Annotated in this window: 13 protein-coding genes; 9 read left to right on the forward strand and 4 right to left on the reverse strand. The window is 38.4% G+C overall.

Going from position 1 to position 18,243, the window contains the following annotated elements; genetic code table 11:
* Positions 1–29: 29 nt before the first annotated feature.
* Positions 30–2,660 (forward strand): N-acetylglucosaminidase, encoded by a 2,631-nt coding sequence (locus KFQ09_RS12190; RefSeq protein WP_255835701.1) that lies wholly within the window; start codon positions 30–32, stop codon positions 2,658–2,660.
* A 17-nt stretch (positions 2,661–2,677) separates the two neighbouring features.
* On the opposite strand, the gene KFQ09_RS12195 is transcribed toward KFQ09_RS12190, so the two are convergent.
* Together KFQ09_RS12195 and KFQ09_RS12200 are read right to left on the reverse strand one after the other, a co-directional pair.
* A complete protein-coding gene (locus tag KFQ09_RS12195) occupies positions 2,678–3,865 on the reverse strand; it encodes a CDP-glycerol glycerophosphotransferase family protein (RefSeq protein WP_255835702.1) in 1,188 nt (395 codons plus the stop codon).
* A gap of 11 nt (positions 3,866–3,876) precedes the next feature.
* Positions 3,877–4,647, reverse strand: coding sequence for a WecB/TagA/CpsF family glycosyltransferase (locus tag KFQ09_RS12200; RefSeq protein WP_007499915.1), 771 nt, complete (start codon positions 4,645–4,647; stop codon positions 3,877–3,879).
* 370 nt (positions 4,648–5,017) lie between these two features.
* Here KFQ09_RS12200 and tagD point away from each other — a divergent pair, with 370 nt between their 5' ends.
* The 6 genes from tagD to tagH all read left to right on the forward strand — a co-directional run bounded on the left by tagD (position 5,018) and on the right by tagH (position 14,463).
* Positions 5,018–5,407, forward strand: a complete 390-nt coding sequence (gene tagD, locus KFQ09_RS12205) for a glycerol-3-phosphate cytidylyltransferase (protein WP_008343212.1) — start codon at positions 5,018–5,020, stop codon at positions 5,405–5,407.
* Positions 5,408–5,504: 97 nt separating this feature from the next.
* The gene (locus KFQ09_RS12210) at positions 5,505–6,971 is read left to right on the forward strand and encodes an alpha-glucosyltransferase N-terminal domain-containing protein (RefSeq protein ID WP_255835703.1); all 1,467 of its coding nucleotides are present in this window, start codon (positions 5,505–5,507) and stop codon (positions 6,969–6,971) included.
* A gap of 47 nt (positions 6,972–7,018) precedes the next feature.
* Complete coding sequence (locus tag KFQ09_RS12215; protein WP_017359982.1) at positions 7,019–9,289, forward strand: CDP-glycerol glycerophosphotransferase family protein; 2,271 nt, start codon at positions 7,019–7,021, stop codon at positions 9,287–9,289.
* Positions 9,290–9,471: 182 nt separating this feature from the next.
* On the forward strand, positions 9,472–11,838 hold the full coding sequence (locus tag KFQ09_RS12220) for a CDP-glycerol glycerophosphotransferase family protein (protein ID WP_017359981.1): 2,367 nt from the start codon (positions 9,472–9,474) through the stop codon (positions 11,836–11,838).
* A 173-nt stretch (positions 11,839–12,011) separates the two neighbouring features.
* Positions 12,012–12,839: an ABC transporter permease gene (locus KFQ09_RS12225; protein ID WP_008343200.1), complete on the forward strand. Its 828-nt coding sequence runs from the start codon at positions 12,012–12,014 to the stop codon at positions 12,837–12,839.
* Positions 12,840–12,858: 19 nt separating this feature from the next.
* Positions 12,859–14,463, forward strand: coding sequence for a teichoic acids export ABC transporter ATP-binding subunit TagH (gene tagH / locus KFQ09_RS12230; RefSeq protein WP_156060558.1), 1,605 nt, complete (start codon positions 12,859–12,861; stop codon positions 14,461–14,463).
* 27 nt (positions 14,464–14,490) lie between these two features.
* Here tagH and galU read toward each other — a convergent pair whose 3' ends face one another.
* Positions 14,491–15,372: a UTP--glucose-1-phosphate uridylyltransferase GalU gene (galU, locus tag KFQ09_RS12235; protein WP_008343198.1), complete on the reverse strand. Its 882-nt coding sequence runs from the start codon at positions 15,370–15,372 to the stop codon at positions 14,491–14,493.
* A gap of 268 nt (positions 15,373–15,640) precedes the next feature.
* Here galU and wecB point away from each other — a divergent pair, with 268 nt between their 5' ends.
* The gene (gene wecB / locus KFQ09_RS12240; protein ID WP_017359979.1) at positions 15,641–16,780 is read left to right on the forward strand and encodes a non-hydrolyzing UDP-N-acetylglucosamine 2-epimerase; all 1,140 of its coding nucleotides are present in this window, start codon (positions 15,641–15,643) and stop codon (positions 16,778–16,780) included.
* A gap of 33 nt (positions 16,781–16,813) precedes the next feature.
* On the opposite strand, the gene KFQ09_RS12245 is transcribed toward wecB, so the two are convergent.
* Positions 16,814–17,734 (reverse strand): polyisoprenyl-teichoic acid--peptidoglycan teichoic acid transferase TagU, encoded by a 921-nt coding sequence (locus tag KFQ09_RS12245; protein WP_008348305.1) that lies wholly within the window; start codon positions 17,732–17,734, stop codon positions 16,814–16,816.
* A 182-nt stretch (positions 17,735–17,916) separates the two neighbouring features.
* On the opposite strand from KFQ09_RS12245, the gene KFQ09_RS12250 reads away from it, so the two are divergent.
* A complete protein-coding gene (locus tag KFQ09_RS12250) occupies positions 17,917–18,240 on the forward strand; it encodes a hypothetical protein (protein ID WP_035701604.1) in 324 nt (107 codons plus the stop codon).
* The last annotated feature ends 3 nt before the right edge of the window (positions 18,241–18,243 follow it).

The raw sequence follows: 18,243 nt of genomic DNA on the forward strand, positions 1-18,243 counted from the left end.
TATGCAAAGTTAAGAGAGGGACAGGGAACGTGAAAAAAACCATCAAGATTATGTTACTCGCAGCTGCCTTTGGTATGACATTACACACAGGCAAAGAAGTGCAAGCAGCCTCCTATGTCGATCAATCCATTTATACGATTAGCACCTCAAAAGTATTTACAACAGAAGCAGAAGTGAAAAAAGCGGTTGACACGTTGAAAAAGGATAAGAAATGGACAGCCACTTATCAAACTTCAGGAAATACATCGACTTATCAACTGACTGCCTCAGGATATGACTCACAAGTAGCAGCTAATGCAAGTGCCGCTGCATTAAAAAAAGAGTTAGGCATGAGCGGTACGGTGTCTCCAGTAGGTGACCGCCTTCCTTTACAGAAAATCGTATCTGATCCAATCAACGATGAAAGTCAGGCGAAAAAACTGACGCTCGAGCTGACGAAAACATCAGGACTCAATAGCACGTATGAAGCTATCAATCAAAGTAGACCATCTTATCAGGTCATTTCAGGAGCCATTGATTCTGAAACGAAAGTCAAAAATATTCAAACCGAACTACAAAAACAGGCCGGAGTCACGAGTACATACCAAACTGAAAACAAGGCCGGCACCGTGTATCAGCTGATCTCAGGCAATATTGTTGGACAGAGTAAGGCAAATACCATCCTGCAAGGTTTTCAAAAGGAATCTGGTTTAAAAGCAGTACTCCAAACGGTAGCAGCAGGCAAACCGTATTACATCGTCACATCTGCTACACAAACGAATCAGTCTAAAGCGCAAACCCTTCTGACCCAGCTGCAAAAAGAAGCGAAAATTAGCGGAAAGATTCAGAAGGCTGGAGCTGTTAAAAATGTATATAGCATGGAATCAGGCTATTTCAAAGACAGTAAGCAAGCAGCCTCAGCGGCGGCTCAGATTAAGAAACAAGCTGGTGTGTCAGGGACTGTACAGCGAGTAGGAAAAACGAAAAATTATATCGTAAAGCTCAATCAATTAAATGACACAACTTACGCAAAAACAGTTGCCTTTTTCAAGAAAAAGAAATGGCGCTATACATCTAAAAAGATCTCCTCTACACAGCCATATCAAGTAGTGACTGGGAATCTTTTGGGCGATGATCAAGCGAAAAAAGCAACGGCATTTTTCCAAAAGAAAAAAGTATCCGCCACAACGAAAAAAACAGGCAAAGCATCTGACAGCACGTATCGACTTGTTGTGAATCAAGCAACGGATCAGACAAAAGTAAATAAAGGTGCTGCATACTTAAAAGCACAAAAGGTGACAAGCAGCATCACAACAGGCAAGGGGCAAGCCGTCAGTAAAGCATACAGCCTGATGACAACTCCTGTATATGATCAAAGCAAAGTAAAGCAGGCGCAAGAGATCATGAAAAAAAATGGAGTTGCCAGTAGTACAAAAACATTAACAGAAGCTGTTAAGCAATACCGTATTACGACAGAGGCAACTGTGAATCAGACAAAACTGAATCAAGCCTTAAGTTATTTAACCAAACAAAAAATGAAAGCAGCCGCTCAAAAAACGGGAGCAACTGATTATGGTCAATATCAGATCAAAACAGGGGTCATTTCGACTGCTGCCTTAAGAGACCAAGGCATGACATTCTTCAAAAAACGAAATGAACCAGCTGCTTATACAACAACGACAAAACCGGCATATAAAATCAACATCACACAGCAGTTTACAGGGTTACCAAATGCGAATGCAGCCATTGCTTTTGTGAAAAGCCAATACGGCTGGACAGCCACAGCGACAAAAATCAAAAACGGTCCAATGGTGATGCAGACGAATTATAACCTCACAGTCAATGAGATGGTAAACAAACAAATGAAGGTGTCACCGCAGACAGATGGTGCAGCCTATGTCTATGCGACATATGTAGACCCAGCGACGTCCACAGTGAATACAGACGGGCTAAATGTCCGTTCTACACCTGATTCAAGTTCGGCTAGCAACATCGTCGCACAGCTGAACAAAGGGACAAAAGTGAAGCAGCGTGGAAAAGAAGGCAACTGGATCAAGATCAGCCTCGGCTGGAGAAATGCCAGTTCAGCAGAAGTATTAAAATATGTAGACCCAGCGAATATCGCGGAGGGCACTCAATCTTATTTTCAATTTCTCAAACTCTCTGAAGCTGCAAATCTCAATCCGACTGAAGTGAATACGAAGATTTTAGCAGGGAAAGGGATTCTTGCCGGAAAAGGACAAGCCTTTATCACAGCAGCAAAAACGTATCATATTAACGAAATCTATCTGATTTCACATGCATTGCTTGAAACAGGAAACGGCAGTTCCATTTTAGCGAACGGTACGAAGTTTAATGATAGAATCGTGTACAACATGTATGGCATTGGTGCATATGACAGTAACCCGAATTACCTCGGAGCAAAATATGCGTATGAACAGCAATGGTTCACACCAGAGGCAGCCATTATTGGCGGAGCAAAATTCATTGGCAACAGCTACATCAATAATGCCACATACAAACAAGATACCATTTACAAAATGCGCTGGTCTGCGACAGCCACTCACCAATATGCAACGGATATTGGCTGGGCTTCTAAACAGGTCACTCGTATGTATAGTTTGTATAACTTACTTGATAACTATACGCTGTATTATGATATCCCCGTGTATAACAAATAAAAAAACGTCCGTGCTTCTTAATGAGAAGCCGGACGTTTTTTGTGTAACAGCTGATGTTCAATAAAGGAAAGAAGCTGCTGACTTGATTTCCCTTTTGAATATTGGTTCCATTTCTCAGCAAAGGTTTTCAATAAGTCTTGATTAATTGATTCGTTTAGCTGCTTAAGCTCCTCTAAGAGCATATCTTGAGTGACGCAAGCCTTTCCTGGAATGATGTCTTCATAACGTTCGACTAAGCCGCGTTTTGTGCGATAAGTCTCTAGATCGTAAGTGAAGAACAAAACAGGCTTTCGGAGCAGCGCATATTCAAACACAATGGACGAATAATCTGTAATCAGGACATCGCATACAGAGAGCAATGGAAAGAGCGGCTGATCGGACACATCAAATATCCACTCACCATCTGTTTCTGCTTTGGCTAAATGTTTCACTGCAGGATGAAGTTTGACGAGCAGGATATAGTCACCATTCAGCTCACTCTGCAATTGTTCTTTAGAAAAAGGTAAGACAAGACCGTCCATTGCAAAGTCCCGGTAGGTCGGCGCATACAGCAGCACTTTTTTGCCTTTTGGAAAAATATCCATCTGAAAGGAAATAGGGCGCTCATCATAGTACGCATCTGTGAATGGTACACCTGTTGGCAGAAAACGATCGTCCTTGACGCCAAATGAAGTTTTGAAAATCTCGCGCATGTGATCTGAGCCAGTAACGATATAATCGAAAGACGCATAGACCCGCTTGAAACGCTGCAGATCACGAGAACTCCGGTGATGATTTGAAGCATCTTCAAGACCAAACTTTTTCAAAGCACCATTGGCGTGCCACACTTGAATACAAGTGGTAGAAGGTCTATTTCTTAGCACACTTGTCATCAGAAAATAATTATCTGTGACGACAACTTTGCTTTTTAGCATCGTATAGATACATTGAATGAGATGGAAGGGATTTTTTTCATGAAAATAGCGAAATGACACATGAGGCACGTCCTTTTCTATCACGGAAGCATGCTTCGTATAGAGGACAGTGAGCTTCATTGTCATATTCGCCTGTTGTTGATAAGTATCGATGAGAGCAGCTGCATTCTCTTGGAATGAAACAAGCAGCGTCACCTGATTGTCACGAGGTTTCACGCCGCTCATGAGCCATCCAGCAAAAGAAACAAAAGCTGCATAGCATGAGATGATCATTGAGCGTATATTCATCATATATCAGTCTCTCACAGCTGCTTCGTCTGATCTTTTACTTGCTCAGGATAGTAGCGCTTTTTCCCTTTGTTTTCTTTTAATACGGCAAAAGCGTACTTTGGGATATTCAGCATTCGTTTCCATCTCCACGGATTGACAATGAGTCTGTACAGCCATTCCGTATTTGTTTTAATCATCCAGCGTGGTGCACGCTTCACCGTACCGCTAAATACATCAAAGCTTCCACCTAAACCGATGCAAACAGCTTGCGGGAACAAATGACGGTATTCATAAATAAAGTTCTCTTGGTTTGGATAACCTAAAGCAACAAACACCATATCTGCTTTTGAACGAGCAATTTGTTTTGCCACAAATCGTTTATCCGCTTGATAACCATCACAGCTCCCTGCAATCACCACATTCGGATATTCCGTATCAATTCGCTGTTTGACAGCCTCGAGCACTTCTTCTTTCGCCCCATATAAAAAGATACTTTTAGATTGTTTGTTTGCGAGATCAAGCATAGACATGAACACATCAAAACCTGCAATTCTTGATTTCAATGGACTTTGCGTCATGCGTGACATCAACACAACACCTACACCATCCGGCAGTACATAATCCGCGGAAGAAACCACTTGATGATATGCATCATCCTTCATGACAGCATAGCCGATCTCTGGATTCACTGTCGCAATCATGGCGCCTCTTCTCTGGGAAATATGATGCTGGTTGATATAGCTAATAAATTCATCTAAGTCACCATTAACATAAGAAAGGTTAGAGACCACTTCTGTTTGCATTGTTCAGACCTCCTTTTTCATTTTGTTATCTATGAAACGTTCATTGTAAATTCATTCTTCGCCTACTCATCATTTTATCACAGTTGCTCCATGAAATATTAACAATAACTTTACAATCCTTTAAATTTCGTGACATTTTGATAACTTCATATGGAAGGTGCTTCATAAAACATTGATTTTTCGGACTTTACGTTCCGTGCCCATTAAATTGGAAATAGTTTGTCTTTACATCTGCTTAACGTTTGTTAGGCGCTGTGATATAATGAGGTTCCGAAGAGCGAAAAACACGATCGAAGATAATAGGATTACGGATAAACATTACTGCTTGAAGCAGTCGAATAAGGAATGAAGAAAGGAGTTTATGTTTGCAATGAAGAAAGTTATTACTTACGGTACATTTGATTTATTACACTGGGGGCACATTAAGCTGCTAGAGCGTGCAAAGCAGCTTGGAGATTACTTAGTGGTAGCCATCTCGACAGATGAATTTAATTTACAAAAATCCAAAAAGGCTTATCATAGCTACGAGCATCGAAAGCTGATTTTAGAAACCATTCGTTATGTAGACGAAGTCATTCCAGAAAACAGCTGGGATCAAAAAGTCCGCGATGTACAAGAGCATGACATTGATGTCTTTGTCATGGGAGATGACTGGGAAGGTAAATTCGATTTCTTGAAAGAGCATTGCGAAGTCGTTTACTTGAAGAGAACAGAAGGTATCTCGACAACTCAAATTAAGGAAGAAATTGCGGGACTTTAATAGATCGAAAAAAAGTACTTCTTATCTTTTGGTGAGAAGTGCTTTTTCATGTAAAATACAATGAGCAAGTTATCATGATTTTTAAGGAGAGCTTCCTTTGTTTCAAAATTGGATGAAGAAAAAAGTTGAAGATACATTGGATCAACCTGAACAAAATGAAACGATGACATTAGTTGAAATTCCTGACATGGACTACTACTTTATTGTAGGTGACGTACCAAATGAGGAAGACGGCTTAACGAAGTCTTTAAAAGCAAGAATAGAGCCATTGGCTGAGAAACATAAACGTACTGCGATGTTAACTTTGAATTTCGATGTAAATGTGAAGGAACGTATTCGCCGCTTGGAGGAGACCTTTCATCCTCAAATTGACATCCTGAATGTATTTGAACATTACATTCTGCCAGAGAGCGGAAGTAAAAGGTATTATTCGGAGTTTATTGCGGGTGAAGTACCTCAATCCATCAATGAAGCAGTTATCCCGGCAGATACATCGACCATTCATGTGACGAGATATGAACTGCCTTCTTCCCCAATCTGTATGATTGATCAATATAATGAAGAGCAGCAATTAGTGAAGAGAGAAGAATACAATTGGCAGGGAGCTTTACGCAGAGTTCAAAGCTTTGTTCCTCATACAGGTGCTCTCTATTTAGAAGAATTGATCAAGGACGATGGCAGCATTTTTATGGAGATCATCTATGCTGGTGATGCAAAAAAGAATCCAGTCCGTCACATTAATTGGTATAAAAAAACAGGAATTCAAACATTTACAAAGAAGACGGATATAAAACAACAATGGCTATCCAGCATTCAATTACAAAATGACCGGTTAAAACTGATGGTCACAGAGGACCGGGACCAGGACCGCCACTTGTTTAAAATAGATCAACCGGAATCAACTTATTATGCTGCTTTTGTGCATGAAGCCCATTATGAGGAAAATCCGCACCATATCAATTCTCAATGTGGAGAATTATTTAAACAAATAAGAAAACAGCAAGTGGATGCCGTCTTCTTTGGCGATACTAAGCATAAAGAAGATGTTGAGAAGGTTTTAGGAGAACAAACTTATTTCTACCATGTGCCTTCTGATGAAATGTCAGCTTGGAAAACAGTACTTCATCAGATGCTGGAAAACCGTATACGTAAAGATGAGCTGAGAAAGATCGTGGATCGCACGAAATGGGTGCTGCATGATCTTAGCTCTGAACACCATGTTCTTCATCTTCAGCTTAAGATGACAGACGAAATGAGCCAAGCGGATCATGTGGAAATTGATTTTGCAGGATATGATCGAGTGAATGGAGCTGAAATCATTTCTCAAACAATTGATGAGAATGATCAAGTCAGTTTCCCAATTGGTCATTTTCAAACAAAGAAAAACATCGAAACCAACCAAACAAAATTTGTGGATTTTTACATCCGCTTTAAAACAGAAGAACTTCAAGAAGTTTTGCAACGTCTAGAAGTAGAGGGAGAGCTCCTTACCAATAAACCATCTTCAATTGATGGTTGGTCGTATCAAACGAAACAGGGGAACTATTCTTGGAAAGTAAAATAATGATACAAATAACGGTAAGATTTTTGAACAGAGGAGATTAACGATTAATGATTGAAGAGGGAATCCATAAGAAGAGTGTCGTTGAAGGTTTAAAAAATCATCATGAAAAATTGGAAATGCTCGTTCGCATCTACGATGACATGCCATTAGCAGATAGAGAGTTTTATCTGTTTATGAGGGAAAGGGTCTCAAAACAAGAACTATTCCTCCCGCTTGTTCATCAAGAAGAGAATCTATTCAAATTGGTACTGAGTGAAGCATCGCTTCCGCTTGCGTTAGAGCAAGGCCAGACATACAACTTATATGTCACGGACTATCTGAGCGCAAACAAAGAAGAGGACGAAGACGAGCTCGAAGACTCAGCCTATGATTCTGATTCGGAAGAAGAGGATGAAGACGCAAAAGAAGCGGATACCAGCGCAACTTCCGAAATAGAAGAAAAAACACCATATTATAAACGTCGTTTGAAAATGGAAATTGAAACGCCAGAGCTGACATTTTTAGAAAATAAAGAAGCGCTGTTGTATGTTATTCCATATCGTACAGACAAAGGCAATGCTTCATTGAAAATCAAACGGGAGCTCAAAGTTGTGAAATTCCATCATATCGAGCTCAACAAAGAATGCACGCTATCTTTATCTGGGTATGCAGGCGTTCTAAGTGCAGAGCATCCTTATCAGATCAAAGAAGTAAAGCTTCTATTGAAGAAAAATGGTGAGGAACCAGTTGAGCATCGTTTTCCTGTCAAGATGACACATAAAAAAGATGAAGTCATTCAATATCGTGACGACCATCAAACACCACAACTGTATCAATTTTCAGCAGAAGTTCCTTTAGAGGAGTTAACTTATTCCTTAAACAAACGGTTTGTCTATCGCTTCTATTTTGAGTTTATTTGCGATGTTAACGGAGTGGAAGAAACGTTAACAACAACTTCTTTAGTGCTTGGAGATCGTTCAAACAAACTCAAAGGACTTGTTCAAATTCATAAAAGAAACGATGTACCGATTCGATATGAAGTGTACAGAAAGAAAAAAAGACAAACTTTAGGCATCCGAATTAATGATTACACCATGAAGACACGTGCTAAGTACTACGTAAAAAGCAAGTGGAAGAAATTCAAGAAGCAAGTGGGTAAGATTAAAAAAGTTCGCAATCGCCTTGTGACAAGTACTTTCCAAACGACCTTTACACTGGCGAGTAAACTGTCTGTCAAAAAGAAAACCGTTATTTTTGAGAGCTTTAATGGGAAACAATTCAGCTGTAACCCGCGTGCTATTTATGAATATATGAAAGAAAATCACCCTGAATATACGCTGATCTGGAGTGTTAAAAAAGGTCATGAAGCACCATTTAAAGAAAAAGGCATCTACTATATCAATCGTCTGTCATTGAAATGGATTTTTGCAATGGCAAGAGCTGAGTATTGGGTCGTAAACAGTCGTTTGCCGCTATGGGTTCCAAAACCAGAACACACCCAATACTTACAAACATGGCACGGCACGCCATTAAAACGACTGGCGATGGACATGGACGAAGTGCATATGCCTGGAACAAACACGAAGAAGTACAAAAAGAATTTCACGAAAGAAGCATCGAATTGGGATTATCTGATTTCTCCTAATGCATACTCGACCGAAATTTTTACCCGTGCGTTCCAATTCCAAAAGACCATGATTGAGTCAGGATATCCGAGAAATGATTTCCTTCACAATCAAAACAATGAAGAAACAATGAGAGCGCTCAAACAAAAAATGAACTTGCCGCTTGATAAAAAATTGATTTTATATGCACCGACATGGAGAGACGATCAATTTTATAAAAAAGGGCAGTACAAATTTGATTTAGACCTTGATCTGCATGAGCTACGAGCATCTATCGGAGAAGAATATATCATCATCCTTCGTATGCACTATTTAGTAGCGGAAAACTTTGATCTCGGACCATATGAAGGCTTTGCCTATGACTTCTCTCATTACGAAGACATTCGAGACCTTTATATGATTTCCGACCTACTCATTACAGATTACTCTTCCGTGTTCTTTGATTATGCAAACCTTAAACGTCCGATGCTGTTCTATGTACCAGACATCGAAACATATCGTGACAAGCTCAGAGGATTCTACTTCGACTTTGAACAAGAAGCACCAGGACCACTTGTAAAAGAAACATCACGCGTGATTGAATGGGTAAGAGAAACAGAACAGCCGACATTTACATTACCACCTTCATTTACGCCGTTTTATGAAAAATTCTGCTACCTAGAGAGCGGAGAGTCATCGAAGCGTGTGGTGGAAGTAGTGTTTTCTGAAAAATAGTAAAAAAAGTACCGTTCCTCTCATGTAGAACGGTACTTTTTTGTTTTTTTTATTCCATTGTACACATATTTAAAAGTAATGGTAAAAATAAAAAAACATAGAAATTTAACAGTAAACATGCTAAATTTAGATAAGATTATCCGGTATTGTAAATATGCTGAAAATAATATAGAGGTGCTTCAATGTACAAACTTTATCATAATTTTATAGAAATTCTAAATTTAGATGAACATAAGCTAGTAATATATATTGACGAAATAGAGAAGTTGTCAACTTTTGAATTTAAAGAGTTAAATGTAAACGATTCAAAGTGGATTTGTAAAATTGATGTAAAGGATCAAATGATTTTTGAATCCACAATAGATCATTCTAATGAAATGATTTATCTCTATGCTAAGGATCAAAATTTGTATATCTTGAAAGAAAGCTCTGACATGATTCAGCCAAAACAAATACATTCAATTGAAATTAACAATCAATTTGAAAAAATCTATGTTAAACAATTAGGATTAGACCGCTATGGCTTGTACAGTGGAGAAAAGGAACTGTTGTTATTCTCAGGGCTGCTAAATGTAGATGAGATCAATCAAAATTACAAAATGGATTTAGCCATTGATGGAGAAGAAAAAAGATTTGTGGACATCTCCTTTATCATATATGGTCTTTTCCACTTTGTTATTACGTACGATTGTCAAAATAAAGAACTAAATGTTAGAAAAATCTTGTTTGATGTGATGCAGGAACATAAAGAGATTGAAGTGACTGTAAATAACCGTAATCAAATCAAAATTCTAAATAAGGTAACTGAGCAAAAGAAAATCGTCAACTTTAGACTCGTTCCTACATATCAGCCGCTTAAGATTTTCGGTAAAGATACATTAGAGCAATTCAAAGAAGATAACATTCTTAATATTCTAGTGATAAATAAACAAAGATATTACATATATGTAAGAACAAATGGTGTTTATTTAGTAAGAGGAAATCCATATCTTGTCACAAAACACACTTCTAGATTACGTATTTTTAGTTTGTTTAATAGCTTCTATGTTTATGGAAGACTGACTCATTACGCATATAATTCAGACCAGAAGTATGAATATCTTTATATTAGAAACTCTGAGCACCAATTGGCGAAATTTACAAGACCATTTAGAAAGATCAAGTTTCTGAAAAGATATGGCTTCTTTAAAATTTCGTTAAATGATCTTGATTTAGATAGCAGAATCCACAATAACTTGTTCGTAGGAAATGATCACCGGATTATCCATAGTTTAAGATTGAAAAAAAGAGATAAAAAGGTTAAGACATATATCACGAAAAAGAATGGGGACAAGCTACAAGTACTAAGAACAAATCTTTTTGGAAATGTCACGTCAACTATTATTCCTTATTCTGAGGAATATTCTTTATTTAGTAAGGTCAAAATAAAAGTAGCGAGCATTTTATCATCGTTTTATAAAGACAAAAAATATGGTGTCAATTTGTTTTTTGAGAAAAAGAGTGACAAAGCAGATGAATCAGCTATTAGGGTTTATGACTATGTTCAAGAGAATTGTCAAACAGACTCAAAGAATTACTTTATTCTCAATAAGAAATCCAGTGCATATCCAGCATTGAAGGCGAAATATGGAAAAGGAATCATTCCGAAATATAGTCTGAGACACTATTTAAGTATTTTTAATGCCAGTTATTTTATTTCAAGTGAGCTATCTAACCATGTTCTGAATGATAGACTATATATTGATCATCTTAGAGAGAGAATCATGAGTGTTCCGCTCGTATTTTTACAGCATGGCATTATGTTTGCTAAGCCAGTTGATAATCCAATGGCTTTTGGATTCCATAAAGACAAGAACCAATACAATATTTATAAATCAGTCATCAGCTCTGAATTAGAAGCCGGTGAGTTTTATAAAATGAACTATGACCGTGATGATTTAATTTTGACCGGGCTTGCGACCTTTGACCATGCAAAGTTAGTAAAGGGTGCAGATAAGATTGCCTTCATGCCAACTTACCGATATTGGGAAGAGGGGCTTATTTATACGAATAGAATTGAGGAAACCTCTTATTATAGAGTTCTAATTAAAATCATTAAAAGCTTTGAAGAAGCAGGCTTGCTTGATCGTCTTTTACTTGTACCGCATAATAAATTTTCACAATATGTGTATCAGAATTTACCGCAGTATAAACATATTATTTCTGATAACCCTTCAGAAGCGCTAAAAGTGTCGAAAGTGTTTATTACAGATTATTCTTCTGCTATTTATGATGCGCAATATAGAGGAGCCTACCCGATCTTTTATTGGGAAGAGAAAGATTACTTAATTAGACAGTACAAGGCCATTCCGCCTGTGAACGAAGAGAATGCACCAGGTCCAATTGCATATAACACTCAAGACCTGATTCGTATTGTCAAACATGCAATCGATCATCAGTATGTGGTAGAAGATGAGTATAAAGAAAAATATTTGAAGATCAATAGCTTTAACGATAATCAAAATACAAAAAGAATTACTGATTTCTTAAAAGAGCATCAAATCATCTAACATCTGAGGGGCCCCTGAATCTACGATCGCAAGGATTCAGGGGGATTTTTAGTTTCTTGAATAAATGATACGACTTTTGTTATAAGATGAAATGTGAATCGTTATCTGTTACAATTATGAGCGGTGCTTTTTAAAAAAGTGATCCCAAAAACTTATATCTAAGGAAGATTAGAATGAACGCAATGTTGACGATACTGAAGGAGCAAATCAGCTCATTTTCGCTGATTATGCGACTTGCTGTTTATGAAACAAAATCAAAATATCAGATGAATTATTTAGGTGTTTTATGGCAGTTTTTAAATCCATTGATTCAAATGCTGGCTTACTGGTTTGTTTTTGGTTTAGGCATTCGCGGAGGACAGCCAATTGTCATTGGAGGCATGGAGGTTCCATTTATCATCTGGATGCTTGCTGGATTAATACCGTGGTTCTTCATTAGTCCGACGATCCTTGATGGATCAAACAGTGTGTTTAAACGCATTAATATGGTATCAAAAATGAATTTTCCGATTAGTGCGCTGCCGTCTGTGGTCATCATGTCCAACTTGTTCAGCTATTTTGTCATGATGGGTGTCTATCTTATTGTGCTGATTTCTTATGGCATATATCCTGACGCGCATTGGCTACAATATATTTACTACCTTATATGTATGATCGCGTTTATGTTTTCGTTTAGTTTGTTTAATTCAACAATTAGTGTACTCGTAAGGGACTATCAATTTCTTTTACAATCAGTGACACGTTTACTTTTCTTTTTGCTGCCGATTTTTTGGAATATCTCAGAGAAGCTCACTGGAGACAAAGCATGGATAGGAGATATTTTAAGATTAAATCCTCTTTTCTACATTATTGATGGTTTCAGAAATAGCTTGTTAAAGGGAGAATGGTTCTTCCATGATGTGAAATATACGCTTTATTTCTGGCTGATTACGCTTCTTTTTTTAACAGTCGGTTCATTGCTTCATATGAAATTTAGGGATAAATTTGTCGATTTTCTTTAAAAAGTAAGGAGATTATACGATGAAACTAAAGGTTTCGTTTCGAAACGTATCCAAGCAATACGTCTTATATAAAAAGCAGTCTGACAAGATCAAAGGGCTGTTTTTTCCTAATAAAAATGAAAAAGGTTTCTTTGCCGTTCGTGATGTGTCGTTTGATGTCTATGAAGGAGAGACGATTGGTTTTGTAGGGATCAACGGTTCTGGGAAATCCACGATGTCGAACCTTCTAGCGAAAATCATTCCACCGACAAGTGGTGAGATTGATATGGACGGCCAGCCATCGTTAATTGCCATTGCGGCAGGGCTGAACAATCAGTTAAGCGGTAAAGACAACATTCGTTTAAAATGCTTAATGATGGGTCTGACAAATAAGGAAATTGACGATCTTTATGAAAAAATCGTAGAGTTTGCGGATATTGGAGACTTTATAGACCAGCCTGTAAAGAGCTATTCAAGCGGAATGAAATCCCGTCTTGGTTTTGCTATTTCAGCACATATAGATCCAGATATCCTCATTATTGATGAGGCACTGTCTGTAGGAGACCAAACCTTCTATCAAAAATGTGTGGATCGCATCACCGAATTCAAAGAACAAGGAAAGACGATCTTTTTTGTCAGTCACTCCATTAGTCAAATCCAAAAAATCTGTGATCGGGTTGCTTGGATGCATTATGGTGAACTTCGTATGTTTGATGATACGAAAAAGGTTGTGAAAGAGTATAAGGAGTTTGTTGATTGGTTTAACAAGCTTTCCAAGAAAGAAAAAAAGGAATACCAATTGAAGCACAAAGAAGGTCGAAAAGGCGTACAAAAGACAGAGAAGGTGTCTCGTTATCATGAGAACGAGAAACGACGTTCATTTTTTGGACCAGCGTTTCAAGTGACCATGATAGCTGTTTTAACCATCTTACTTGCCCTTTCAATGTTTTCGGATCGCCCGCTTCGTACACTGGCAACATTTGGTGCAATTCCTTCAGGTAAAACAGAGGCGCCCCAGTCAACGAACCATGAGACAAAAGGTGCCCCTGATGATATGAAAAAGATTGATCAACAGGCCATAGTTAAGGCAGATCCAATGACGGTTTATACAGACAGGGCCATGAAAAAAAAGGCAGACGTCACATTATCGTTTGGACAAGAAGTAAAGGCTGTGGCTAAAAATAAAAAAGCCATTCAAATCAAAACAGCATCAGAGACGTATTATGTGAAACCTGATGCGCTACAAAACGCAGATGAATTGAAGCCGTTATCCATCGGACCAGCACAGTTCAATTCCTACGTATCACCCGCATCTGCGGGTTCGTATGAGTACTTACTTTCTTTCCTTGGAAAAGAAGAGTCTGTGCTGAAGCAAAGAATGCAAACACTTAGCTCGGTCAAAAGTGAGCAAGGTGATACCGTTGAGCGGCTGACCACTGAGAAAACCGATTATGTGATTCAAAATGGCCAGGCAAATACGATGGTGTTCCGCGAGATCATGCCTATCTCTCCTTCAACACTTGGACTGACAGAACAGAATGTCTGGATGAATGAGAAACAAACGAAGTTCGCAGTAAAGGGCGAACATAACCTGTTTGTCATTGATAATGAACAGCATACGCTGACCGTTTCAGCGATCAAATAAAAAAGCTGCCGATGCCGGCAGCTTTTTTTAATTCACTTCTTCTTTTTCAAGAAGTTGTTTCATAAATGGAATGAGTTTTTTCTTGAGCTCTTCATCTTGAAGGGCAAACTCTAGCGTCGTTTCAATGAAACCTTGCTTCTCTCCGACATCATATCGTTTTCCTTCAAAATCATAGGCAAATACACGCTGGATGTCATTGAGCTTTTGAATGGCATCTGTCAGCTGAATTTCTCCTCCTGCACCAATTTCTTGTTGATCAAGGTACATAAAGATCTCCGGCGTGAAAATGTAGCGCCCTAAAATGGCTAAATTGGATGGTGCGGTTCCTTGCGGCGGCTTTTCAACAAAGTTTTTCACTTGGTAGCGGCGCCCTTCTTGGGTAAGAGGGTCAATGATCCCGTAGCGATGCGTATCGCTATCCGCTACCTGCTGAACGCCGATCACGGACGAAAGGGTTTTTTCATATTCATCCATCAGCTGGCGAAGTCCAGGTGTTTCGGCTTGGACGATATCATCACCTAATAAAACAGCAAAGGGTTCATCACCGATAAAGTTGCGTGCGCACCAAACGGCATGTCCGAGTCCTTTAGGTTCCTTTTGGCGGATGTAATGAATATCAGCAATATTAGAGGACTTTCTCACTTTTTCTAAAAGTTCACTTTTTCCTTTTTCTTCAAGGTTGCGCTCAAGCTCTGGCGCAAAATCAAAATGATCCTCAATGGCTCTTTTTCCTTTTCCAGTGACAATAATAATGTCTTCAATTCCTGATTCAACAGCTTCTTCAATAATATATTGAATGGTTGGTTTATCAACGATTGGCAGCATTTCTTTAGGCATAGCCTTTGTGGCAGGGAGGAAACGTGTTCCGAGACCTGCTGCTGGTATTATGGCTTTACGTACTTTTTTCAATGAACTTTGCACCTTCCTTACATAGATAACCGATTTAATAATCAATGTTAGTTCTTGGTCGTCTTTATAAAGTGTAACTTACAAATCATAGGAAAGACAAATGATTTCACTAAAAATGATTTTTAGATAGTTTACATTTTATATTTTAAATGTAAAGGAGGGTGAATGATAACGTTAATTCAATGTAAATTTCTTTTTTATATCATTAAATTTATCCTCCAAATTGTGTATAATTGAAAGTATTATACTAGGAAAGAGGCATAAACAAGTGAAAAAACTAAATGTAATGACTATTTTCGGTACTAGACCTGAAGCAATCAAAATGGCTCCACTTGTCCTTGAACTTAATAAACATCCACAAATAAATTCAATTGTCACTGTAACAGCTCAGCATAGAGAAATGCTAGATCAAGTTCTTGAGGCATTTTCTATTACGCCAGACCATGATCTAAACATCATGAAGCAGCGCCAAACATTATCTGAAATTACATCAAATGCATTGTTGAAACTAGATCAATTATTCCAAGAGGAAAAACCTGATATTGTCCTTGTTCATGGAGACACCACTACAACCTTTGCAGGAAGCTTGGCCGCATTCTACCACCAAATTTCTGTCGGTCACGTTGAAGCGGGTTTAAGAACACACAATAAATACTCGCCGTTCCCTGAGGAATTGAACCGACAAATGACAGGCACGATTGCCGATATTCATTTTGCTCCTACAAATGAGGCGAAACAGAATCTTTTAATTGAAAATAAAAAAGAAGAGACGATTTGTGTGACGGGGAATACAGCGATTGATGCATTGCAAACAACGGTTACAGAGCAGTATCAACACCCTATTTTAGAGAAAATAGGCACAGATAAAATGATTTTGTTAACGGCTCATCGCAGAGAAAATCTCGGCCAGCCGATGAAAAACATGTTTAGAGCGATTAGACGTATTGTAGAAGAGTTTGAAGATGTTCAGGTTGTATATCCTGTACATTTAAACCCTGCTGTTCGTGATGCGGCTCAGACAGAATTCAGTGATCTTGATCGTGTGCACTTAATTGAGCCGCTCGAAGTAGTTGATTTCCATAACTTCGCTGCTGCCTCGCACTTTATTCTAACGGATTCTGGCGGTGTACAAGAGGAGGCGCCTTCTCTAGGGAAGCCAGTACTAGTGCTGCGCGATACAACAGAACGCCCTGAAGGTGTGAAAGCTGGTACGCTGAAGCTCGCAGGTACAGATGAAGAGACCATTTACAACATGGCAAAACAGCTTCTAGTCGATCAGAAAGAGTACGACAACATGTCAAAGGCGTCTAATCCATATGGTGATGGACAAGCGTCAAAACGAATTGTCGAAGAGCTTCTCCATCGTTATGGTTTAAGTGATGAAAAACCAGCCCCATTCCAATCATAAAAAAAGAAGACTACATTCCTGTAGTCTTCTTTTTTACTGCTCCAAACTATCCTTCAATTCCTTCTTCACTTTCGCTAAACTGCTGTCATCAAGCTGATAGTAATAAATATTATTGATTCGTGCGCCTGTACCTTTCAGCTCGTGCTGTTTCACATTTTGTCTTGCATCACGATAATCATTCATCATCGTCCACATGTCGTCAAAGGACATATTCGTTTTCATGTTGTTTTCAACGACTTTAAACATATCGCCGAATTTCGTAATAGATGAAATGTTAGCGCCTTTTGCAATGATGCCTTCAATGACTTGACGCTGTCTTTGCTGACGGCCGAAATCACCTTTAGGATCTTGCTTTCTCATTCTTGTATAGGCAAGGGCTTGATCGCCGTTCAGGTTAATTTCTCCTGTACCAAATGAATGGCCATCATAGCTGAAAGCAAACGTGCTGTTCACCGTAATGCCGCCAAGTGTATCGACAATGTCTTTGAAACTTTCCATATTCACTTTCACAAAGTAATCCACAGGTACATCAAGCAGTTCCTCTACTGTATCTGCAGCCATTTGTGTACCACCGAAAGCATAAGAGTGGTTGATTTTATCCATTGTGCCTTTTCCGACAATTTTTGTATACGTATCACGGGGGATACTCACCATTTCAGTTGTTTTCGTTTTCGGATTCACTGTCATGTATATTAATGTATCTGCACGGCCTCGGTCATTCTTTCTTTCATCGACACCCATGACTAAAATGGAGATCGGGTCTTTTTTACTTAAATCGACATCTTTGTCACGCTTATCTGACTTCTTTAAGTTCTCTTGAATGCCTGCGACAGTGGATGCGGCTGTATTCCAAAGATGATACGCGTATCCGCCAGTGGCTAATACGAATAAGCCAATAATCGATAAAACAATCCAAAGAACCTTCTTTTTCTTTCTTTTTCTCTCAGCTCTCATAATGTCCCTCACCTTTTCTATGATTCTTCCATGATTATAGGTTTACGAATCTTGATAAACAAGTTATTTTTTTACTCTGAACCTAGATATAGACGTTGTAACAAAAAAAAGGTTTCAAAAAACCTTAAATTTACCTTAAAATATTAAGTTATAAGACGATACAAAGACATGAGGTGAAAAAAATGAAGAAAATCGTCGTTTTACCGTTCTTAATACTACTACTAGGTATCGTGCTCACAGCATGTGGAACGGCTGAGCAATCCTCAGGAGAAAACAAGACAAGCAGTTCAACTCCTCAGGTGCTGGAAGAAAAAGCTGAATTTATTGGAATGGCTGATGCACATACAGTCGAAGTGAAAAAAGTGAATACGACCTTAAGCTATGAATTTACGGATAATTTTAAAGATGTATTAAATGAATTTAAACCAGGTGACAAAGTAGAAATCTCTTACTTTATCAATGACAGTGGTCAAAAAGAAATTCAGAAGATTGAAAAACAGAAGTAAAAA

Origin of the sequence: Bacillus sp. FS02, assembly GCF_024398395.1 — a bacterium.
Taxonomy (GTDB): Bacteria; Bacillota; Bacilli; order Bacillales; family Bacillaceae; genus Bacillus; species Bacillus altitudinis.